Raw genomic sequence first — 21,776 nt, forward strand, 5'->3', positions numbered from 1 at the left:
ATCACTAATAGCAGAGGCCCGACTCAGTTTGTACCCCACGACGCCTTCGTCCAGCGCATCGGCCCGCATTCGCCGCTACCCGTCGGACATGACGGACGCCGAGTGGGCAGTGATCGAACCACTGCTGCCCACGGCGGCGTGTGCCAGCCCGGCCGGGGGGCGTCCGGAGAAGCACCACCGTCGCGACATCGTCGACGCGATCCGCTACGTCACCGACAACGGAGTGAAATGGCGCGCGCTTCCCGTGGACTTTCCGCCCTGCAAGACCGTGTACGGCTTTTTCGCTCGCTGGCGCGAGAACGGCACGGTGGAAATAATGCGTGATGCGCTGCGTGAACAGGTCCGCCAGCAGGCCGGCCGGCGCCCGCGGCCCACCGCAGCCGCCATCGACGCGCAATCGGTGCGCGCCGCCGAAACAGTCGGTGACTCCACCCGCGGCTACGACGCCGGCAAGAAGGTCAACGGCCGCAAACGCCACATCGCCGTGGACACCATGGGACTGCTGCTGGTCGTCATGGTCACCGCCGCCAACTTGCAGGACCGGCCCGCCGGGCGCCCTCTGCTGTCGCTGCTGCACCGCGCCCACCACAGGGTGCGCCACATCTGGGCCGACGGCGGCTACACCGGAACCCTGCTGACCTGGGCGAAAACAACCCTGGGCATCACCGTCGAGATCGTGAAAAAACTCGCCGAACAAACCGGGTTCGTGCCCCTGCACCGCCGATGGGTCGTCGAACGAACCTTCGCCTGGATCAGCCAAGCCCGCCGCAACACCCGCGACTACGAACGCCTCCCCGAACACTCCGAGGCCTTCATCAACTGGGCCATGATCACTATGATGAGCCGACGACTGACCCGCCCACAAACGCGGGCCCCCACCCCCTAACCAAGATCAAAGACAGGCTCTCAGTGTCCCGCGCAACGTCGTGGGCCGGGCCACCGCCCCGCCGCCCCGGCTCACACGCCTCGAGGCGGTAAGCTGCCCGACGCCCTCACTCGCGCGGTTGTGACGCCTGACTGGGGGCGTTCGCATGGGCCGTCGCCGTGGCGCGGCGGCCCCGGTGGGGAGCCGAACAGGGAGGAGTCGCGAGCCAGCGTGACCGAAACGCCACTCGAGAATTCCGTTCGATCCGTCCTGAGCGATCCGGTGCGTCCCGCCGTGCGTCCGTTGCGTGACTGGCAACGACGTGCCCTCACCCGATACCTGACCCGCAAGCCACAGGACTTCATGGCCGTTGCCACGCCAGGGGCGGGAAAGACGACGTTCGGTCTCCGGGTTGCCGCCGAACTGCTGGCCGACCGCACCGTCGACCAGGTCACCGTGGTGGCTCCCACCGAGCACCTCAAGCACCAGTGGGCGCTGGCGGCCAACGGGGCCGGGATCCCGCTCGATCCGAACTTCCGCAACGCCGACGGCGCGACCTCCGGAGACTACAAGGGCGTGGTCGTCACCTACGCGCAGGTCGCGGCACATCCCACGTTGCACCGGGTGCGGACCGAGAACCGTAAGACGCTGGTCATCCTCGACGAGGTCCATCACGCGGGTGACGCGAAGTCGTGGGGCGACGCGATCCGCGAGGCGTGCACTCCTGCCGTGCGGCGGTTGATGCTGACCGGAACGCCGTTCCGCAGCGACGACAACCCGATCCCGTTCGTCAACTATGAGCCCGACGCCGACGGCTCGATGCGCAGTGCCGCCGACCACACCTACGACTACACCGACGCGCTCCAGGACGGCGTCGTGCGGCCGGTGATCTTCCTTGCGTACTCCGGGGAGGCACGCTGGCGCACCAGCGCCGGAGACGAGTTCACGGCGCGCCTCGGCGAACCGCTGACGGCCGAACAGACCGCGCGGGCGTGGCGCACGGCGCTCGACCCGGCGGGGGAGTGGATCCCGTCGGTCATCCAGGCCGCCGACACCCGGCTCACGCAGCTGCGCAACGGCGGCATTCCGGACGCGGGCGGTCTCGTGATCGCCTCCGACCACGTCTCGGCGAAGGCGTATGCGAAGACCGTTCAGCGCCTGACCGGGACCGAACCGGTGGTCGTGCTCTCCGACGATCCGAAGGCCTCCCAGCGGATCGCGGAGTTCGCCGAGTCCGACGATCGGTGGATGGTCGCGGTCCGGATGGTCAGTGAGGGCGTCGACGTTCCGCGGCTGGCGGTCGGCGTGTACGCCACGAGCGCCTCGACCCCGCTGTACTTTGCCCAGGCCATCGGCCGCTTCGTGCGTGCGAGGCGCCCGGGCGAGACCGCGAGCATCTTCCTGCCCAGCGTTCCCGTCCTGCTGCAGCTCGCCAGCGAGCTGGAGGAGTCACGGGACCACGTGCTCGGCAAACCGCACCGGGAGAAGGACGGCTGGGACGAGGAAGCGCTCGTCGAGGCCAACCGGAAGCGCGACGAGCCGGGCGAGGAGGAGAAGGCGTTCACCTCCCTCGGTGCCGACGCCGAACTCGATCAGGTGATCTACGACGGGTCGTCGTTCGGTACCGCCGCGTTCGGCACCAGCGAGGACGAACAGGACTACCTCGGCCTGCCCGGTCTGCTCGAACCCGATCAGGTGCGGGCGCTGCTGAAACAGCGGCAGGACGAGCAGCTGCACGAGGTCGGCAAGCGGGAGGCCGCGGACAAGGCGGCCAAGGCCGCCGAAACGCAGGCCCAGCCCGCCGCCCCGCCGCAGAGCGTCCAGGAACGCCTGCAGGGACTGCGTAAAGAGCTGAACACGTTGGTGTCCTTGCATCACCACCGCACGCGGAAGCCGCACGGAGCGATCCATAACGAGCTGCGTCGCGTGTGCGGCGGCCCGCCCACCGCGATGGCCACCATCGAGCAGTTGGAGGAGCGCATCGCGACCGTCCGGTCGTGGTGAGCACCGACCGGGCCCGAGCAGGCATTCGGGGATTCGGGTAGCTGGTCCAGTGCCGTCCCCAGTTCCGCCTCGCGGCGTTGGGGCCTGTTTGAGTACGAGGTGTACGCGGCGAGAACCCGTGCCGTGCGAGGCACGACTGGACGTCCCGAACTGCCCGCCGTGCCGAAGCAGGCACCGGCCACGAATCAGTAGCCTCCCGGGTATGTACGACGTGGGCGAGATCCGAGGTCAGTATCCGGCGTTGGCGGACGGCAGAGCCTGGCTCGACGGTGCCGCGGGCACGCAGGTGCCGCAGACGGTGATCGACGCCGTGGCGGACACCTACCGCGCGGGGGTGTCGAACCAGGGCGGACCGTACGAGTCCAGCCGCCGGGCGGGCAGCATAGTCGGCGCGGCCCGGCAGGCAGTGGCGGACCTGGTGGGCGCAGCCGATCCGGCAGGGGTCGTGTTCGGGCCGAACATGACGACCGTGACGTACCGGTTCGCCGCGACCCTGGCGGCCGGATGGCAGGTCGGGGACGAGATCGTGGTGACCCAGCTCGACCACGACGCCAACGTGCGCCCGTGGGTGCAGGCGGCCAAGAAGGCGGGAGCAGTGGTCCGTACGGCCGGCGTCGACCCCGAGACCGGTGCTCTGCCCGCGGGGAACGTCACCGGCCTCATCGGCGAGCGCACCCGATTGGTGGCGGTGACGGCGGCGTCGAACCTGCTCGGCGTGCGTCCCGACGTGCGTGCGATCAGCGCGCGGGCTCGAGAGGTCGGCGCCCTCACCTACGTCGACGGGGTGCACCACTGTCCGCACGAGCCGGTCGCCGTAAACGAGCTCGGGGCCGACTTCTACGCCACCAGTGTCTACAAGTGGTCCGGGCCGCACATCGGCTGTGTCGTGGCCGATCCGGGGGTGCTCGACGGGCTCGCGCCGGACAAGCTGGTCCCGTCGCCGGACACGGTTCCCGAGCGCTTCGAAACCGGCACCGCCCCCTTCGCGTCACTCGCCGGGGTGACCGCCGCTGTCGAGCACTTGGCAGGCCTCGACAACGAGGCCACCGGAAGCCGGCGCGAACGATTGGCGCTGTCTCGCAGGTCGGCTGCCGAGCACGAACAGACTCTGGCGGCGGGGATGATCGACGGACTCGCCGCGGTGGCGGGGGTGCACCGGTACGGGCCGTCCGCAGGCGAGCGCACGCCGACCGTGCTGTTCGGCCTCCGCGACCGGACACCGGCCGAGATCGCAGCGAAGCTCGCGGAGAGCGGAGTCAACGTCTCGCACGGTCACAGCTACGCATGGGAAGCCGTGCACGCGCTCGGGCTTGGGGCGAGCGGAGCGGTGCGCGCGAGCCTGTCGCACTACTCGGACGAGTCGGACGTGCAGCGACTGCTCGACGCGGTCGCCGACCTCGTCTGACTCCGGACACGGCCGAAGCCCCGGAAGAGTCGGAACTCTTCCGGGGCTTCGTGGTCTCGTAGGCCGGTTCGGCCGGTCGGACCCTTACCGCTCGTCCTGCTGGATTTCGGCCTCACTGTCGCGCAAGCCCTGCTCGAACTCGCGGCCGTGGTGCCCACAGAACAGCAGCTCCCCGCCGGACTTCAATACGGCGCGAAGCTTCGCAGCGGCCCCGCAGCGGTCGCAGCGGTCGGCGGCGGTCAGCTCGGGGCGGGTGAGCGTACCTGTCATCGTGATCTCCCTCCGTCCCGGCGCCGGCTCCACAGTTCCGGCGCCCTCGACTTGCTACGACCGACGGTGGCCCGCTGGCTGTCGGGTCCGTCCTCGTGCTTCCACTCTTGCAGACGTCTGGGCCCGCGTCAGTGTTCCCGCACGGTGTCGCGACCCGTGTCACGGCGAAGTACCTGTTTGCAGCAGCCGCGGTCGCAGCGGGTGATCAAAAACCAGAAAACCCGTTGCGACATGGGAAAACGGTCTCGACGGTGACGAGATGCCGACGTGCCGGAGGTGGCCCTGCCGGACGCATCAGTGCTGCAGATCACATCATCCGGGCGGCTCGCCTAGCTGATATTCCGCTGCGAGTGAACGCGGTGATTCTCAAACGGTGAGACGGGTGTGTCACACGCGTGTGCCCTGAAGCGGGGGAGCCCGTCGTGCGGGCGAACGAAAGCCTTCAGGCGCCCGATGCAGGGCTACGGATGGGGCCGCGTCGAACAGCGGTGCGCCCGACGCGGCCCAGACAACCGAGCTGACGGGACTCCCCTCCCGTGTTCGGTCGATCCGATCGTCGCACGTGTGTTCGACAGATCTTCCAGGGGAGGTGCGGGTCCCGGTCACGGGCTACACGCCGTCCACGGGTGGATGTGAGTAGCCGCCGAACAGAATCCTCGCCTGGTCGTCCGCTACGGCCGTGACTGTGATTACGAAGCGGCAGCTCGGTCAGTGGCGAACCGGGGTCGTCGGTGGAGCCTGTGTCGACGTGCCTACGCGCGCTCAGGGCAACCAGGACAGGTCGATGCTCGCCGGGCCGGCAACCGCCACGAGAAAGACGATGGCGAACGCGAACAAGAACGCGAAGGTGTGTCCAGTCAGGCGCATGGTCGCCCACCCTACAGGCCGACTGAACGGCAACAATGCCTGTTTCTCCTGGTCACCGCTCTGATACGGAGTGTGCGGGATAAACTGGACGGGGTGTCGCCGCGCCGCCACGCGACGTGTTGTCGATCGCCCTTCGGGCCCCGAGTCCGAAGCATGTCCCCGGGCTCGCACGCACGAAGGCCGTCGACCCGGCGAACGGGCGACGGCCTTCGTGACATCAATCTCAGATCAGCGGCTCAGTCCAAGTAGTCCCGCAGAACCTGCGAACGCGACGGGTGCCGCAACTTCGACATCGTCTTCGACTCGATCTGGCGGATCCGCTCCCGCGTCACGCCGTAGACCTGACCGATCTCGTCCAACGTGCGGGGCTGGCCGTCGGTAAGGCCGAAGCGCAGCCGCACGACGCCCGCTTCGCGCTCCGAGAGCGTCGCGAGGACCGACTGCAACTGGTCCTGCAGCAGCGTGAACGACACCGCGTCCACTGCCACGACCGCCTCGGAGTCCTCGATGAAGTCGCCGAGCTGGCTGTCGCCCTCGTCGCCGATCGTCTGGTCCAGTGAGATGGGCTCCCGGGCGTACTGCTGGATCTCCAGCACCTTCTCCGGGGTGATGTCCATTTCCTTGGCGAGCTCTTCGGGCGTCGGCTCCCGGCCGAGGTCCTGGAGCAGTTCACGCTGGATGCGGCCGAGCTTGTTGATGACCTCGACCATGTGCACCGGGATGCGAATGGTGCGCGCCTGATCGGCCATCGCCCGGGTGATCGCCTGGCGGATCCACCAGGTCGCGTAGGTGGAGAACTTGTAGCCCTTGGTGTAGTCGAACTTCTCGACCGCACGGATCAAGCCGAGGTTGCCCTCCTGGATGAGGTCCAGGAACGCCATGCCGCGGCCCGTGTAGCGCTTGGCGAGACTGACCACGAGCCGGAGGTTCGCCTCCAGCAGGTGGTTCTTCGCGCGTTCCCCGTCTCGCACGATCCAGCGCAGGTCACGCCGCATCTGGGTCGTCGGCTTCTCCTCGGCCTCCTCGACCTGGCGCAGCCGCTCCGCACCGTAGAGGCCCGCCTCGATCCGCTTGGCGAGTTCGACCTCCTCCTCGGCGTTGAGTAGCGCCACCTTGCCGATCTGCTTGAGGTAGGCGCGGACCGAGTCGGCGGAGGCGGTGAGTTCGGCGTCCTTGCGGGCCTGCCGCAGCGCCTCCGACTCCTCCTCGTCCCAGACGAAGTCGCCCGAGGCCTTGCCCTCCTCGGTCTCGGCCTCGGCGGGCTCCTCGGGGATCTCGACCTCGACCTCGGCCAGATCCGCCACGTCCGGGGACGTCAGGTCGGTCTCGATCGGCTCGTCGATCTCCATGCCCTCGCCGCCCTTGGCCGGGTCCTCCTGGGAATCGGAGTTCTCGGCAGCGGACTTCGAGCCCTTCTTCGACGTCGACTTCGCGGCGGTCTTGCGCGTGGTCGACGACTTCGAGGACGAGGACTTGGAGGTCGACGAGGACTTCGAGCTGGTCTTCTTGCGTGCCGGAGCCTGCTGGGGCTCCTCGACGGACTCGGACTCGCTCGCCGTGCTGGACTGGCCCCCGCCGGCAGCGGAGCCGGAGCGTCGGGTTGCGGTTTCTGCGGCTGCCACGTACGCCCTTTCGCGACGGTCGTTCAGGGCTGGCCGGAGGGCGCGAAACCTCGGCCGCCGAAGGTCGGAACAGACTCGTTAATCGTACCGTCCGAACAGGGTCGGACGTCCCGAATCAACAGGGTCGTGTTTCATTGTAACCGCGCCCGCCGGGAGTGGTTCGGCTGCGAGGTGCATCCGGATCCACTTCAGTCCCCCGACCTGCGCGAACTCTCAGTGTCCGTAGCCGCGCGCGGCCGCGGACGCCGCACCGACGATACCCGCGTCGTTCTTGAGCTCGGCGGCGACCACCGGAGAGCGTGACTCCAGCAGGGGCAGCCATTTCTGCGCCTTCTTACTGACTCCGCCCCCTGCGATGATCAAGTCCGGCCAGAGGAACCTCTCCAACGCCTGCAGGTAGCGGCTCACCCGGGGAGCCCAGTCCGGGTAGCTGAGGTCGAGGTCGTCCTTGACCGAGGCCGCGGCCTGTGTCTCCGCGTCGTGCCCGTCGACCTCGATGTGGCCGAACTCCGTGTTCGGCACGAGCTTGCCGTCGACGAACGTCGCACTGCCGATCCCGGTGCCGAACGTCAGCAGCACGACGAGGCCGCTGTGGTCGACCCCGGCGCCGACCCGCATCTCGGCGAGCCCCGCGGCGTCGGCGTCGTTGAGCACGGCGACCTCGGAGCGTTCCCGGCCGAGTCGCTCGGCGAACAGGGTCTGCGCGTCGGTGCCGATCCACGACGGGTCCACGTTCGCGGCAGTGTGGGCCACGCCGTCCTTGATCACACACGGCAGGGTGATGCCGATCGGCCCTTGCCATTCGAACTTGTCCACGATCTCGGCGACCGCGTCGGCCACCGCGTCCGGTGTCGACGGTTGCGGGGTCGGGAGCCGGAATCGTTCCTCCGTCAGGACTCCGGCGTCGAGGTCCACCGGGCATCCCTTGATGCCGGACCCGCCGACGTCCACACCGAAACCGAGGGCAGTGCCCATGTGGCCGATCCTTCCTACTCGATTCAGGACGAGGTGGGGGAAACCATAGACGGCGGTGTGGTGCGATGGTCGCGTGGGATTGGGTAACCAGCATGACGTGACGTCCCTGCGCGCGGTAGCGGTGCAGGTGGCAAGGGATGCGGCCGCTCTCGCCGCGGGTGTGCGCGCGGACGCCGTATCCCGGGAAGTGGACACCAAGTCCAGCGAGACGGACGTGGTCACGGCGGGGGACCGGGCCGTCGAACGGCTCGTGCGCGACAGGCTCGCCGAGTTGCGTCCCGGCGAACCGGTGCTCGGAGAGGAAGAGGGCGGCGAGGGCGTGCTCGACGGCCTGCGGTGGGTCGTCGACCCCATCGACGGCACGGTCAACTACCTCTACGGCCACCCGTTCTACGCGGTGTCGCTCGCCGCGCAGGTGGACGGGCACTCGGTGGCGGGTGCGGTCGTCGAACCCGTCTCCGGCCGGGTGTGGAGCGCGGCGGAGGGGCACGGCGCGACCCTCGACGGCACACCGTTGCAGGTGAACACGACGACCCGGCTGGAGGTGTCGCTGATCGGCACCGGGTTCGCGTACCGGGTCGAGCGGCGGCGCGAGCAAGCCGCCGTTCTCGCCCGTTTACTCGGGGACGTCCGTGACGTCCGGCGGGCGGGTGCCGGGTCGTTGGACCTCTGTGCGGTCGCCGCAGGCTGGCTGGACGCGTACTACGAGAGCGGGCTCTCGCGCTGGGACTGGGCCGCGGGGGCGCTCGTCGCGGCAGAGGCGGGGGCCGTGGTGCGGCTGCCCGGATCGGACGGCGACGGACTCGGTACGGACACGACGTTGTGCGCGAGTCCCGGCATCGCCGAGTCGTTGCGCGCCGCGCTCGTCGAGTACGGCGCAGCCACCATGTGACCCGCCCGCTGTGACTCGCCCGCGGCGGGTCAGCAGTGCACGTCGCGGGCGCTGGTCAGCAGCTCCTCTTTGATCGGTGGCTTGCTGACCTCGTTCTTCGCGCCGTCCTGCTGGTCGCGCTGCGGCACCCAGTTCTTCAGTTCCTGCAGCACGCGCATCGCCTCGCTGCTGGCTCGGATGTCGTCGAACCGGGTACCGAGGGCGAGGTCGACGGTGGCGTCCTCCCGCTCGTCCCGGACGAGCTGGGCGCACGGCACCAGCAAACTCAAGGTCCGAGCCGCACTCACGCCTGCGCCGCCGTAGCGGATCTGCCCGTGGCAGTTGAGGTCGTACTCGGTGTAGACCGGGTCATTGCCCGCCTCGCCGCCGCTGGCGAACCCGAGTGTGTTGAGTTCCTGGCTGATCAGCGCGGCCTGCATGCGCTCGCCGTTGCCGTTGTAGACCCGGACGGGGACGTCCTGCGGTGGGATGGGCGACGTGCCGTCGAGCGCCGTACGAGGCTGCATCGTGCCCAGCGGTGCCTGTCTCGGCTGCGGTTCACCGCCGTCCTGGGACGCCTGGTCGACGGCGGGTTGCGGCGCCGGCTGGTTGCAGCGCGTGGCCGCTTCGATGTCGTCGGAGGTCTCGAAGACGCGCGTCCAGAGAAAACCGGACAGGACGATCAGTACCGCCAGGACGATGATCGCAGGAATGGGTCGCCGACGCCGGTATCCGGGCCGTCTCGTACGTGCGGCAGCCACGTGTCCCGCCACCTCCCCTGACTCACATGGGTGAAAGCACGCTGGTGCCTGAGATCAGCCTAGGCGTTCGAGTCGCCGTCTGCGGCGTGGGCACCGGGTCGTGTCGGAGTTGTTGTTCGCCGGCGTCATTCGTGCAACCCGTGGCGGCGAGTGCGTCGTCCGCCCGCTGCGGAGCGGCACGACCTGCGACGCCACGCGGGGGCGGCATCCGGCTCCTGGACGGTCGCCGACGCTGGCGCCCGGTGTCCCGGCAATGACGTGAACACCACACCTATGGGTGACCCCGTGCCTACTGATGGTCGGTATGGGCTACCATCTCGGCGCCTGCGGCTGTGACGGATGAGGCGAGTCGCTCGACTCCGGGGAACTCGGGCGGAGCAATACGAGATCACCGTCACTCCGAACGCGGGCACAAATTCGGGTCCTCGGACGTTGTCCGGCGACCAATGCAATCTCCACACATCGCAGGGGTGAAACACAATGGCGACCGACTACGACGCTCCGCGGCGCAGCGAGTCCGACGAAATGGCGGAGGACTCGCTGGAGGAGCTCAAGGCGCGGCGTAACGAAGCGCAGTCCGGCGCTGTCGAGGCGGACGAGTCCGAGATCGCGGAGAACTTCGAACTTCCGGGCGCGGATCTCTCCGGTGAAGAAATGACCGTGAAGGTTCTGCCCAAACAGGCGGACGAGTTCACCTGCTCGAGTTGCTTTCTCGTGCACCACCGGAGCCGTCTGGCCGCGGAACGCAACGGACAACTGGTCTGCCGCGACTGCGCGGCCTGACCACGGGGGCTGCTCGCCCCTGACGATCACGCACGGTGGGCCGGACATCCGGAGGGGAAGGGTGTCCGGTTCGTCGTCGCGTCCACCCGGTTCGGCGTGTGCCGTCCGCGTTTCACGCCCCGCGCAAGCGTGCAGCGAGTGCGTGCGGGTGTCGGGTACTGATCACCCAGTAGGGCGTGGGGTCGTTCGCGTCGTCGAGCCACACTCGCACGCAGGTCCGTACCCACGGCCGGTGCATCACGAACGCCGCGGGATCGAGGTTCGGGCCGAGAGCCTTCCGTTTCTGGGACGCGTCGACGACGTCGACCTCGTCGACGAGCCGCACCGGCAGGTGCGCGTCGCCGACCCAGAGTTCCCCACCGGTGATCTCGACCCTCGTGCGCCCGAGCCACACCAGTACCAGGATCGTGATCGGCACCAGCACGAGGTAGGGCAACCAAGCACGGAGTCCCGGGTAGCCCATGTGCACCATGGCGGCGAGCAGCAGGGTCATGATCATCGGCAGCGGCCACGTCCACCAGGACGTGTAAAGGCGCTCCTTGTAAGAGGACGTCGCTGCCCGCGACGCGCCGCCGCCCCGCGGATCGGTCGGAGTCGCTGCGTCTGCACTGTCGGCCACGGGTTCAGGGTAGTCTCGCCGCCCGTGCCGAGCGTGCAGGTCCCACTGACCCGACTTGATCCCGATGTCCCCGTGCCGTCGTACGCCCGACCGGGTGATGCGGGCGCCGATCTGGTGACCACCACGGACGTGGTGCTGCAGCCGGGTGAACGTGCCCTGGTGGGCACCGGCGTGGCGATCGCGTTGCCCGACGGCTACGCGGCGTTCGTGCATCCCCGGTCCGGTCTCGCCGTCCGGTCCGGTCTGGGCATGGTCAACGCACCGGGAACGATCGACTCGGGATACCGGGGTGAACTCAAGGTGTGTCTGATCAATCATGATCGTGTTCAGCCGTTGTCGTTGCGTCGCGGCGACCGGATCGCCCAGCTGGTCGTCCAGCGGGTCGAGCGTGCGGCGTTCGTGGAGGTCGACGCGCTGCCGGAGTCGGAGCGCGGCGTCGGAGGTCATGGATCGACCGGCGGTCACGAGGCACTGTCGGTGCCGGCGGAGTCCGGTGCCGAGCACAGGACGGAGGTCTGAGGGGATGTTCGGATGGGGTCGCAAGGGCAAGCACGGGCGCGGTGACGAACCCGACGCGCCGGAATCGGAGGGGGAGGAGCTCCCGACCGTCGGTCCGTTCGACGCGTCGGAGGCTCCCGAGGACGACGTCGAACGACTCGATCTCGGCTCCGTGCGGTTCCCGGTCCCCGACAACAGCCAGCTGCAGGTCGAGGTCGACCCGGCGGGGCCGGTGCGGGCGGTGCACCTGGTGACGTCCGTGGGTCGGCTGACGGTGAGCGCGTTCGCGGCGCCGCGCAGTGGGGGCCTGTGGCGGGAGGTCAGCAAAGAACTCGCCGAGCAGCTCCGTCAGGACGGTGCGAAGGTCCGCCCCTACCAGGGGGAGTGGGGGACCGAACTGGTGGCCGATTCGCCGAAGGCGGCGCTGCGCTTCGTCGGTATCGACGGGCCCCGCTGGCTGTTGCGCGGAGTGGCCGCCGGGCCGGGTGAACAGGCCGAGGCGTGCACGAAGCTGCTGTACGGCCTGTTGGAGGACACCGTGGTGGTGCGCGGCGAGGACCCGATGCCGGTGCGCACACCGTTGCCGATCGAGTTGCCGCCCGAGATCGCGCGGCACATCGAACAGACTCAGCGCGAACAGCAGTCGTGACGTGACGGTTCGTTCCCCGCGCAGGGACGCTCGGTGTGGGGCACCGATCGTGGTCGTGGGGGCGGGCTAGGCTGGACCGTGGACGGCCCGCACCAGCGGGTCCGGAGCGCACAGGAGTGCGGCATGAGCAAGGCCGAGGGCGGCTACCTCCGCCGCCTTGTCCGTCGACTGACCAGCGACGTCGACGAACTCGACGCCGACGACCTCTCGGAGCGCGCACAGAGCGAGGGCGCTCAGCGCGCCTGCGACTGCGCGTGCGGCCAGGAGGTCGTGGTCGTGGGGCGATTGCGCACTGTCGGTCAGTCACCGAAGGATTCGGCGCCGAGTCTGGAGGCCGAGCTGTTCGACGGTACCGACGGTGTGAGGCTGGTGTGGCTCGGTCGGCGCAGGATCGCCGGGATCGAGCCGGGTCGGTCGGTGAAGGTGCGCGGCCGGATCTCGGTCCGGGACGGGCACAAGGTCCTGTACAACCCCTACTACGAGTTGCAGAACGCATGAGCGAATCCAGCTCGACCCCCGAACCGTCCCTCGCGGGTTCCTCGCCGACCGAGGACGCGCCCGACACGCAGCGGCCGCGGATGCAAGAACAAACCCTGCTCGAGCAGCTGGGCGGAGTGAGCGGCCTGGCGTACTCGGCCGTGCCGATCGTCGTGTTCGTGCTGGTGAACTCGCTGTCGAGCCTGGTGCCGGCGATCTGGGCGGCGATGGGCGTCGCACTGCTCATCGCCGTGATCAGGGTGGTCCGGAAGGAACCGCTGCAACCGGCGATCTCCGGCGTGATCGGAGTCGCGGTGTGCTCGTACATCGCTTACCGGTCCGGTGAGGCCAAGGGCTTCTTTCTGCTCGGCATCTGGACGAACCTGATCTACGGGGGCGCGTTCCTGGCCTCGGTCGTGGTGCGCTGGCCGCTGGTGGGTGTCGCCTGGTCGGCGTTGAACAGCCTCGGCATGGGGTGGCGCAAGCAGCGCAAGGCGCTCGTCGCCTACGACATCGCGACGGTGTCGTGGACGGCGGTGTTCGCCGCGAAGTACGTCGTGCAGCAGTGGCTCTACGCGGCCGACGAGACGGGCTGGCTCGCGGTGGCGCGCATCGCCATGGGCTACCCGCTGACCGGCCTGGCGCTGATCGTGACCGTGTGGGCGGTGCGCCGCGCCCGGCAAGTCGCGGAAGAGGCCGCCGTGCAGACCGCCGTTTCTCCGGGCGCCTCGCCACCCCGCCCGGACCCGTCGCCCGGCTGATCGATACCCGTAGCGCGGTTCAGCCGCTGTGCCGGATGATCTCGACGATCTCCTGCTCGACGTCGGCGGGCGCGACGAACAGCAGCTCGTCGCCCGGTTCCAGGGGATCGTCGGGTTGCGGGACGATGACGCGCCCACCTCGCAGGATCGTGACCAGGGCCGCCTCGGCGGGAACCCGGAGGTCCCGGACCGGGCGGCCGGCCAGCGGGGTGTCGTCCGGCAAGGTCACCTCGACGAGGTTCGCCTGCCCCTGGCGCAGCGTCATGAGCCGCACGAGGTCGCCGACGTTGACGGCTTCCTCCACCATCGCGGCCAGCATCCGGGGGGTGGACACGGCGACGTCGACGCCCCAGGCGTCGGTGAACAGCCATTCGTTGCCGGGGTCGTTGACTCGCGCTACGACCCTGCGTACCGCGAACTCGGTCTTCGACAGCAGCGACACCACGAGGTTGACCTTGTCGTCGCCGGTCGCGGCGATGACCACGTCGCAGGTTTCGATCCTGGCCTCTTCGAGTGAGGCGAGTTCGCAGGCGTCGGTGTGCAGCCAATCCGCACCCGGAACGTGTTGGGGTTGCACTGCGTCCGCGGATCGTTCGATGAGGAACACCGAGTGCCCGCCCTCCAGGAGTTCCTGTGCGATGGATTGACCGACGGCGCCTGCTCCGGCGATGGCGATGCGCATCGTCAGCTCTCCTCGGGGGCTCGGCGTGCTGCGGCGGTGACGTCGGTGACTGTCCCGGACAGTGCGGCGACGTAGACGGTGTCTTCGGCTTGGACGACGGTCTTGCGATCGGGGAGCACGCCGTTGCCGAAGCGCATGATGAATGCGACGCGCGCCCCGATCGAGGCTTCGACATCGCTGACTCGGCGCCCGACCCAGCCTTCGTGCAGGGGCAGTTGCAGCACCGCGACCGCCCCGGACGGGTCGCGCCATTCGGTGGCCACCCCTTCGGGCAGCAGCATCCGCAGGAACCGGTCGGTGGTCCACGGCACGGTCGCGACGGTGGGGATGCCGAGCCGCTGGTAGACCTCCGCGCGTTTCGGGTCGTAGATGCGGGCGACGACGTGGTCCACGCCGAAGGTCTCGCGGGCGACGCGCGCGGAGACGATGTTGGAGTTGTCACCGTTGGACACCGCGGCGAACGCGGCGGCCTGTTCGACGGCGGCCTCACCGAGGACCTCACGGTCGATGCCGTTGCCGACGACCTGCTTGCCCTGAAAATGTTTGCCGAGGCGATGGAACGAACGCGGATCCTTGTCGACGACGGCGACGGTGTGGTCCAGCCGCTGCAGTGCGGCGGCCAGAGAGGCTCCGACCCGGCCGCAGCCCATGATCACCACGTGCACAGGTTCTCCTCGGTGCGAGTGCCGTGACGGCCGCTTCCGGCCGCGTGGGGTGGACGCTACCCGGACGACACACCGAAGGCTCGATCGTGTGGTGACTGTCGCGGACGGCGCCGCTGGATGGGCGTTTCCTGCCGATGTGCCTGCATACAGCCGTGATGGGCGGTTGGCGGCGCTGGATGGCCGACGGGGTGCCGCGCTGAGGTCTCGGGTCCGTCCGGCTTAGGCTCCCCCCGTGTCGAAGCTCGCGACCGCAACGAAGCGCCTGCTCGTCGGGCGGCCGTTCCGCAGCGACCGATTGGCGCAGACACTGCTGCCCAAGCGGATCGCACTACCGGTGTTCGCCTCGGACCCGATGTCGTCGGTGGCGTACGCGCCGGAGCAGATCCTGCTGGCCCTCTCGATGGCCGGGGTCTCGGCCTACGCACTGAACCCGTGGGTCGGGCTCGTCGTGGCCTTGGTGATGGTGACGGTCATCGCCTCCTACAGGCAGAACGTGCAGGCCTACCCGTCCGGCGGCGGCGACTACGAGGTCACGACCGTCAACCACGGCCGCCGGTGGGGGTTGTTGGTCGCGAGCGCCCTGCTGGTCGACTACGTGTTGACCGTGGCGGTGTCGATCTCGTCGGCGGCGGCGAACATCGGGTCGCTCGTCCCGTTCGTCGCCGACCACGACGTGCTGTTCGCGGTCGGGGCGATCGCGCTGCTGACCGCGCTGAACTTGCGCGGCATCCGGGAATCGGGCGCACTCATCGCGATCCCGACCTACGCGTTCCTCGTCGGCATTCTGGGCATGATCGCGTTCGGGCTGGTGCGAGGCATCGTTCTCGATCAGCCGATGCGGGCGGAGAGTGCCGGGTTCGAGCTGGTCGAGCAACCGGGGGCCTTCGTCGGGGTGGGGTTCGCGTTCCTCGTGCTTCGTGCGTTCTCCTCGGGCAGCGCGGCCCTGACCGGCGTCGAGGCGATCAGTAACGGGGTGCCCGCGTTCCGGAAGCCGAAGTCTCGCAACGCGGCGACGACGTTGCTGCTCATGGGTGTGATCGCGGTCGCGATGTTTCTCGGCTTGCTCGTCCTCGCGGGGATGACCGGCGTGGTGATGGCCGAGGATCCGGCGCGGCAGCTCGTCGGGGTACCGGAGGGGTATCAGCAGAAGACTCTTGTCGCCCAGCTCGCCGGCGCCGTGTTCGCAGGCTTCGGCCCAGCGGTGATCTACGTCGTCGCGTTCACCGGCGTCGTGCTGATTTTCGCGGCGAACACGGCCTTCAGCGGATTTCCAGTGCTGGGTTCGATCCTGGCCCAGGACCGGTTCCTGCCTCGGCAGCTGCACACTCGCGGTGATCGGCTCGCCTTCTCCAACGGCATCGTGTTCCTGGCCGTGTTCGCGATCGTGCTCGTGGTCGCGTTCTCCGCGAACGTGACAGCCCTGATCCAGCTGTACCTGGTGGGTGTGTTCCTGTCCTTCGTGCTGAGCCAGAGCGGCATGCTGCGGCACTGGAACCGGTTGTTGCGAACCGAGACGGACGAGAACCAGCGGCGCAGGATGCGGCGCGCCCAGCTGACCAACGCGCTGGGGCTGACGATGACGTCGATCGTGTTGGTCATCGTGCTGGTGACCAAGTTCGTGCACGGTGCGTGGATCACGCTCGCGGCGATGGGCGTGATCTACGCGCTGATGACCGGGATCCGCAGGCATTACGATCACGTGGCCGAGGAGCTGGCGCAGACCGACCAGGCGGCGGTACTGCCGTCCCGGAACTACGCGATCGTGCTGGTCTCCCAGGTGCATCTGCCCACCTTGCGTGCGCTGGCCTACGCGCGGGCGACCCGGCCGGACACGTTGGAAGCGATCACGGTCGACGTCGACGAGCAAGGCACCCGGCAACTGCAAGAGGCATGGGACGCGGAGTCGTTGCCGGTGCCGTTGACGGTGCTGGACTCGCCGTACCGGGAGGTGACGCGACCATTGCTGGAGTACGTCAAGCGGGTTCGTCGCGAGAGCCCCCGGGACGTCGTGACGGTGTTCATTCCGGAGTACGTCGTCGGCCGCTGGTGGGAGCAGCTCCTGCACAATCAGAGTGCGCTGCGGATCAAGAGTCGGCTGTTGTTCCAGCCGGGTGTGATGGTGACCAGTGTTCCGTGGCAGCTGGTTTCCTCGAAGAAGGTGAGCAAGCGGCCCGTGGCACCGGTGCACGGGGCGCTGCGGCGAGGCCTCGGCGCGAACGGCGACGCGGGGCGGGCGCGAAACGGCGACAAGGAGAGCGAGGGCGGGTGACCCAGGAACGGGATCACGCCGGGCAGGCGGACAAGCTGGACTGGACGGGACGTCGGCTGGAGGTCGAGGTCGGTCCGGTGGCGCATGGCGGGCACTGCGTGGCGCGATACGAGGGGCGGGTCGTCTTCGTCCGGCACGCGCTGCCGGGTGAGGTCGTCTTCGCCGAGGTCACGGAGGATCCCGGTCGGGGGTTCTGCCGGGCCGACGCGGTCGAGGTGAAGTCGGCGGCGCCGGGACGGGTGCGGCCGCCGTGCCCGTTGGCGGCTCCGGAACTCGGCACCGCTCGCTGCGGAGGATGCGACTGGCAGCACGCGGACGAAACCACGCAGCGTGAGTTGAAAGGCGCTGTGGTCACCGAACAGTTGCAGCGCATCGCCGGTCTGAATCACCCGGTCACTGTGCAGGCGTTGCCGGGTGGTCCGTTGCGCTGGCGCGGCAGGGTGCGGCTCGCGGTGGGGCGCGACGGCCGCGTCGGTTTCCGGGCGCATCGCAGCCATCGGGTCGTCCCGGTGCAGGACTGCCCGATCACGGTTGAGGGGACACTCGACGCGGTGGTCGATCGCCGTTGGACGGCGACCTCCGAAGTGGAGGTCACCCGCGACGCCGACGAGCAGGTGCACGTCACCGCGCATCGCCGCGACCGGGATCGGCGGGGCGGTCGTGCGCCGCGCTCGAAACCGGTGCCGCACCGCATCGCCGGGGCCGACACGGCGCACGAGACGGCGGCCGGTCGAGCGTGGCGCGTGGCACCACACGGCTTCTGGCAGGTTCATCGGCACGCGGGCGATGTGTTCTCCGCCGTCGTGAACCGGATGGCGGCCGCACCCGAGGGTGGTGTCGCCTGGGACCTCTACGGCGGTGTCGGCTTGTTCGCGGCGGGGCTGGCCGAGCAGGTCGGTTCGGCTGGTTCGGTCCTGCTCGTCGAGTCTTCGCGACGGGCCGTGAAGGACGCGCAGGCCAACCTGGCGGACCTGCCGCAGGTCGAGTTCCGCGCGCAAACCGTGGAATCGGCACTGAGCACGCCGGGTGCACGACCGGACGTCGTGGTTCTCGATCCGCCGCGAAAGGGCGCAGGCCGTGAGGTGGTCGAAGCGATCGGAGTGCACCGACCGCAGCGGATCGTGCACGTCGCCTGCGACCCGGCCGCGCTCGCCCGCGATGTAGCCCTGTTCGCCGAACAGGGCTATCGGCTCGCGGATCTCGAAGCCTTCGACGCGTTCCCGATGACGCACCACGTGGAGTGCATTGCCCTCCTGGAACGGGACGAATGATCACCCTGATTGAATGTCCGGGCCGTCACGTCCAAGGAGGATCGTCGTGTGGCTTGGCGTGACTTCCGGGCGCGTCCCCGAGGCTTCGATTGCCGTGGTGTCCGCACGCTGGCGACGAGCGAAGTTCTGGTTGGGGACGTGTGTCGCGCTCCACCTAGCGCTGGCCGCCTTCGCGGTGGGCGCCACCGTGTGGCGCTACCGGCAGGGTGTCGAAGGGCTGCCGGACTTCGGGAGTAAGGCTTTGGGCGCGGGGGTCTACGAACTGGCCTTTCCCGCTGTACTCGCGGTTCTGTCGCTGGTGGTGGGAGTGTGGTTGGTTCGCAAGCCCCAGCTGACCCGGTCGCCGGACTCGTGGATTGCGATCCCACTAGCCACCGGCGTACTCATGGCAGCCGGAGTGGGCGGCGCGATGGTTCATGTGATGTCCGAGTCGGCCGGGAACGTCAACTTCGTCCTGATCCCGGGGGTGATCGCGTTCGCGATGTTGCCGGTATACCTGGCATTTCGTGCCCTGCTGCGCCCCCTCGTCGCTGAGCTCGGCGACAGCACGGTGCCCGTGATACTTCAGGTGCGTGCCGCATCGAAGAAGTGGTGGTATCAGGATTCGATCCGAGTCGATACCGAGTCTGTGCGGCTGGCCGTGCGCTCCGGCGACGGAAGACCCACCTGGGGCGAGTCGACGAAGGAAACTCCCCTACGCGATGTGGCCGCGGTGGGGGCTCGCTCCGCGACCGGGGACGAACCCCCGTGGGCTTGGCTGTCGGACGGTCGCGGCTTGTCCGTTCCGCCGGGTGAAGCTCTCGTCGTGGTCACCGCGACGGACGAACAGCTCGTGCCGGTGCACGATGCCGAGGTGCTCGCGGAGCTACTTCGGAGGCGAGTTCGGTTGGTGACGGGACGCATGCCGTCCACACTCGACACGGACGGCGCAGCGAGCCCGAACCCGGGTCCGGCGACGGAACCTGCTGAACCTGCGGACAGCGGTACCGAAAAGGCGGCGGGACACGTTCCGGAGGTGTTGCCCGCTCCACCGAGGACCGGGCAGCGAGTGACGGCGACGTCCAGCGGAACAGTGCCCCCGGCCGGGCCGGGCATGGTGTTTCGGGGTGTACTTTCAACGCTGCTCGGCGGGTTCGGCGTCATCGTTGCTCCGGTGGTGGGCGTACTGTTGACCCGTAGTCGTGCGGTCGTCGACCCAGAGGCCCCGTGGCTTTCTGAATGGGTGGCGGGATTTGGTGCGCTATGGCTCACGATCGGGTTCTTGCTCTGGGTGGTGAGCATTCGCGTTCCCCGTCGTTGGCCGTGGATCGGCCTTATCTCCTCGGTTCCGGTGGCGCTCGCGGCATGGTTCAGTGAGGACGGACTGGTGAACGACGCCGGAACCGTGATCGTTGTCGTGGCCTTGGTGGCGACGGTTTTGGCTCGCCTTGTGTGGACGCGTCGTCTGGGAACGGACCTGGCCGCGAGCGCGAGTGAGGTGCCGGTTCGGTTGAACGGACAGGGCATCGGACGGCTACTGATTCAGCGGGATCGGATCGTGTTCGATCGGAGGAAGACCGGCGCGGGCGGTCACGTGCGTCATGCACTCGCGCTCGCTGATCTGACCTTGGCGCAACCCGGCGAGACGGCTGGCGCAGAGGTACCAACGTGGCCGTTGCCAGGAGGCTCGATGCTTCGGTTACGACGGGGGCCAGCCCTTCGGCTGGTTGCCGGGTCTCAGCAGTGGATCGTACCCGTCCTGCAGCCCGACTTGATCGCCGAGATCGTGCGCGGACGTGCCGCCCGTGCGCGTCCGCTCGGGTATCGGGCGCCGACCGTCGAGGAATGGCACCGGTTGCGCCGATGGTCGGTGAGTGCGACCACGGCAGCGCGCGGTCGCGGGCTCGGTACGGCCCAGGCCATCGGAAATCGGCTATTGCTGATCGCGATGTTCCCGGCAGTGTTCGGGACGATGCTGCTCACTGTCGTCTTCGGCCGTGGACTGACTGGCATTGGCACGGAACTGTTCGTGATCATCGTTGCTTTGCTGCTCGCGGTTGCCTTGGTGGTGATCTGGTATCGGCGCCGCTCCGCGCTGATACTGGCCGAAGACAACCAGCTACCGCCAGGAAGTCCCTCGTGGGGAGACCCACGTCCCGATCGTGCACCCATACCGGCCTGGAGACCGTGGTCGGCGCCGACCGCAAGCAGCGAAGCGCGGGTCCTTACAGCGAAGTGAGCCTCAGCCAAGGGAGCCCGTTCGGACAAGTGCCCATGGGACGTGACCGGATCGCGCCAGTAGCGGTATCACCGATGGCGGTATCACCGATGTCAGTAGCTGGAGCCGTCGGGCAGATCGAGTTCCGACTGCTCGTCAACCGTTGCTTGGTCCGTCGTGTCGTGGCTGCCTGCTTCGACGTTCACCGAGTTCGGGCTGCCTCCGTCAGGTAGCCAGCCGATATTTCCCGAGTTGGGGCCACTGCTGTACGGAGAATCCACGTTCGCTCCGACGACGGCGCCCTCCTCGGTCTGGTATCTCCAGCCCTGAGTGTTGCCTCCCGAGACGTAGTCCGGTCCAGCACCGTCGTGATTCCACGTCTGGTCCAGGCCGGCATGACGCTCCTGCATCCCACCAAGGGCGCCACCTACAGCTCCCGTGACCGCACCGCTCGTGACGCTCTCGTCTGTGATCTCGCCGCCTTGGAGCTTGCTGTTGATCACGTTGCCCAGCGAGCCGGACAGCGCACCTTTTCCTGCTCCGTACGCGGCGGCCTCGGTGAAGCTGTTCGTTCCTTTCGGCAGCGCCGCTCCGCCGAGTCCGTCGACGACTCCGCTGGCGAGCCCAGCCGCTGCTCCCGATTTCGCCGCGGACCAAGTCTTGCCACCGTCCCATTCGGTCAGGGCACGATTGCCTTCCATGACCTGTGCGCCTTGGATCAGCGTGTCGACTCCGACATTGATGCCGACGTTCACAAGCACGTTCTGCGCAATCTTCGTCAACAGCTGCTGGAAGATCGTGCGCACGGTGACTTGCGTTGCGGCCTGGGCGATCGGGATCCCGGCGGTGCTCGCGCCGAACGTGGCGGCGGCGGAGGCGACCATGGCCGCGATCTGGGCCGCGAGAATGACCAGTGCTGCGATGATGCTGAGCTTGGTGTATTCGACCTCGAGGGCGGCGCTGTCACAGCCCTCGCCGAGTCCTTCGCACAGCTTCCGGAGTTGTTCGAGCGGCGAGGAATCGCCAGAGGTCAGGTCCTGACCGAACTTCGTGAAGGCGTCCGCCGTCTGCCCCTGCATGCAACCCAACGCGGCCTGGACAGCGGCGTCGGTGTCGTCCAGCACGGATTCGATATCAGATGCGGCAGTGGTCCATGCTTCGGCCATGCGGCGAAGCGCGTCCTCATCGCCCTCGGGCCAGTCGGTGCCGACGACGATCGGCACGAGCCACTGAACGGCCCCCGGAATCTCAATGGTCACGGCACT

Annotated in this window: 20 protein-coding genes; 12 read left to right on the forward strand and 8 right to left on the reverse strand. The window is 68.5% G+C overall.

From position 1 onward, the window contains the following. Positions 1 to 88: 88 nt before the first annotated feature. From GIY23_RS08050 to GIY23_RS08060, 3 genes are all read left to right on the forward strand, one after another. Positions 89 to 886 carry an IS5 family transposase gene (locus tag GIY23_RS08050; protein ID WP_154075648.1) on the forward strand — a complete coding sequence of 266 codons (798 nt, stop codon included), beginning with the start codon at positions 89 to 91 and terminating at the stop codon, positions 884 to 886. A gap of 261 nt (positions 887 to 1,147) precedes the next feature. After that, positions 1,148 to 2,869, forward strand: coding sequence for a DEAD/DEAH box helicase (locus GIY23_RS08055; protein WP_228717704.1), 1,722 nt, complete (start codon positions 1,148 to 1,150; stop codon positions 2,867 to 2,869). 202 nt (positions 2,870 to 3,071) lie between these two features. After that, positions 3,072 to 4,274, forward strand: a complete 1,203-nt coding sequence (locus GIY23_RS08060) for a cysteine desulfurase-like protein (RefSeq protein ID WP_154076077.1) — start codon at positions 3,072 to 3,074, stop codon at positions 4,272 to 4,274. 84 nt (positions 4,275 to 4,358) lie between these two features. Here the strand turns inward: GIY23_RS08060 and GIY23_RS08065 are convergent, their stop codons facing one another. The 3 genes from GIY23_RS08065 to ppgK all read right to left on the reverse strand — a co-directional run bounded on the left by GIY23_RS08065 (position 4,359) and on the right by ppgK (position 8,008). Continuing rightward, the gene (locus tag GIY23_RS08065; RefSeq protein ID WP_154076078.1) at positions 4,359 to 4,544 is read right to left on the reverse strand and encodes a DUF7455 domain-containing protein; all 186 of its coding nucleotides are present in this window, start codon (positions 4,542 to 4,544) and stop codon (positions 4,359 to 4,361) included. A gap of 1,103 nt (positions 4,545 to 5,647) precedes the next feature. Then, complete coding sequence (locus GIY23_RS08070) at positions 5,648 to 7,033, reverse strand: RNA polymerase sigma factor (protein ID WP_154076079.1); 1,386 nt, start codon at positions 7,031 to 7,033, stop codon at positions 5,648 to 5,650. Positions 7,034 to 7,246: 213 nt separating this feature from the next. After that, complete coding sequence (gene ppgK, locus GIY23_RS08075; RefSeq protein ID WP_154076080.1) at positions 7,247 to 8,008, reverse strand: polyphosphate--glucose phosphotransferase; 762 nt, start codon at positions 8,006 to 8,008, stop codon at positions 7,247 to 7,249. 97 nt (positions 8,009 to 8,105) lie between these two features. Between ppgK and GIY23_RS08080 the strand changes: the two genes are divergently transcribed. Beyond that, on the forward strand, positions 8,106 to 8,900 hold the full coding sequence (locus GIY23_RS08080) for an inositol monophosphatase family protein (RefSeq protein ID WP_154076081.1): 795 nt from the start codon (positions 8,106 to 8,108) through the stop codon (positions 8,898 to 8,900). Positions 8,901 to 8,929: 29 nt separating this feature from the next. Here the strand turns inward: GIY23_RS08080 and cei are convergent, their stop codons facing one another. Next, on the reverse strand, positions 8,930 to 9,640 hold the full coding sequence (gene cei, locus GIY23_RS08085) for an envelope integrity protein Cei (protein ID WP_222850264.1): 711 nt from the start codon (positions 9,638 to 9,640) through the stop codon (positions 8,930 to 8,932). 480 nt (positions 9,641 to 10,120) lie between these two features. Here cei and GIY23_RS08090 point away from each other — a divergent pair, with 480 nt between their 5' ends. After that, on the forward strand, positions 10,121 to 10,423 hold the full coding sequence (locus GIY23_RS08090) for a DUF4193 domain-containing protein (protein ID WP_154076083.1): 303 nt from the start codon (positions 10,121 to 10,123) through the stop codon (positions 10,421 to 10,423). Between the two features lie 112 nt (positions 10,424 to 10,535). Here GIY23_RS08090 and GIY23_RS08095 read toward each other — a convergent pair whose 3' ends face one another. Further along, positions 10,536 to 11,042, reverse strand: coding sequence for a DUF3093 domain-containing protein (locus GIY23_RS08095; RefSeq protein WP_228717611.1), 507 nt, complete (start codon positions 11,040 to 11,042; stop codon positions 10,536 to 10,538). A gap of 24 nt (positions 11,043 to 11,066) precedes the next feature. Between GIY23_RS08095 and dut the strand changes: the two genes are divergently transcribed. The 4 genes from dut to GIY23_RS08115 all read left to right on the forward strand — a co-directional run bounded on the left by dut (position 11,067) and on the right by GIY23_RS08115 (position 13,427). Continuing rightward, positions 11,067 to 11,561 (forward strand): dUTP diphosphatase, encoded by a 495-nt coding sequence (dut, locus tag GIY23_RS08100; protein ID WP_154076084.1) that lies wholly within the window; start codon positions 11,067 to 11,069, stop codon positions 11,559 to 11,561. 4 nt (positions 11,562 to 11,565) lie between these two features. Then, positions 11,566 to 12,189 (forward strand): DUF3710 domain-containing protein, encoded by a 624-nt coding sequence (locus tag GIY23_RS08105; RefSeq protein WP_154076085.1) that lies wholly within the window; start codon positions 11,566 to 11,568, stop codon positions 12,187 to 12,189. Between the two features lie 123 nt (positions 12,190 to 12,312). Further along, the gene (locus tag GIY23_RS08110) at positions 12,313 to 12,687 is read left to right on the forward strand and encodes an OB-fold nucleic acid binding domain-containing protein (RefSeq protein WP_154076086.1); all 375 of its coding nucleotides are present in this window, start codon (positions 12,313 to 12,315) and stop codon (positions 12,685 to 12,687) included. Next, the gene (locus GIY23_RS08115) at positions 12,684 to 13,427 is read left to right on the forward strand and encodes a DUF3159 domain-containing protein (protein WP_154076087.1); all 744 of its coding nucleotides are present in this window, start codon (positions 12,684 to 12,686) and stop codon (positions 13,425 to 13,427) included. The genes GIY23_RS08110 and GIY23_RS08115 overlap by 4 nt, the downstream gene beginning before the upstream one ends. A 19-nt stretch (positions 13,428 to 13,446) precedes the next feature. On the opposite strand, the gene GIY23_RS08120 is transcribed toward GIY23_RS08115, so the two are convergent. Beyond that, entirely contained in the window at positions 13,447 to 14,109 is a 663-nt protein-coding gene (locus tag GIY23_RS08120) for a potassium channel family protein (RefSeq protein ID WP_154076088.1), read from the reverse strand. A 2-nt stretch (positions 14,110 to 14,111) separates the two neighbouring features. Further along, positions 14,112 to 14,774 carry a potassium channel family protein gene (locus GIY23_RS08125; protein WP_154076089.1) on the reverse strand — a complete coding sequence of 221 codons (663 nt, stop codon included), beginning with the start codon at positions 14,772 to 14,774 and terminating at the stop codon, positions 14,112 to 14,114. A gap of 232 nt (positions 14,775 to 15,006) precedes the next feature. On the opposite strand from GIY23_RS08125, the gene GIY23_RS08130 reads away from it, so the two are divergent. From GIY23_RS08130 to GIY23_RS08140, 3 genes are read left to right on the forward strand one after another with little or no spacing between them, the layout of a single operon-like run. Continuing rightward, the gene (locus tag GIY23_RS08130) at positions 15,007 to 17,043 is read left to right on the forward strand and encodes an APC family permease (RefSeq protein ID WP_154076090.1); all 2,037 of its coding nucleotides are present in this window, start codon (positions 15,007 to 15,009) and stop codon (positions 17,041 to 17,043) included. Beyond that, entirely contained in the window at positions 17,040 to 18,314 is a 1,275-nt protein-coding gene (locus tag GIY23_RS08135) for a class I SAM-dependent RNA methyltransferase (RefSeq protein ID WP_228717612.1), read from the forward strand. The genes GIY23_RS08130 and GIY23_RS08135 overlap by 4 nt, the downstream gene beginning before the upstream one ends. Before the next feature lie 46 nt (positions 18,315 to 18,360). After that, the gene (locus tag GIY23_RS08140; RefSeq protein WP_187352065.1) at positions 18,361 to 20,532 is read left to right on the forward strand and encodes a hypothetical protein; all 2,172 of its coding nucleotides are present in this window, start codon (positions 18,361 to 18,363) and stop codon (positions 20,530 to 20,532) included. Between the two features lie 92 nt (positions 20,533 to 20,624). On the opposite strand, the gene GIY23_RS08145 is transcribed toward GIY23_RS08140, so the two are convergent. After that, positions 20,625 to 21,770, reverse strand: a complete 1,146-nt coding sequence (locus GIY23_RS08145; protein WP_154076092.1) for a WXG100 family type VII secretion target — start codon at positions 21,768 to 21,770, stop codon at positions 20,625 to 20,627. Positions 21,771 to 21,776: the final 6 nt, after the last annotated feature.

This window comes from Allosaccharopolyspora coralli, assembly GCF_009664835.1.
In the GTDB taxonomy this organism is placed as follows: domain Bacteria; phylum Actinomycetota; class Actinomycetes; order Mycobacteriales; family Pseudonocardiaceae; genus Allosaccharopolyspora; species Allosaccharopolyspora coralli.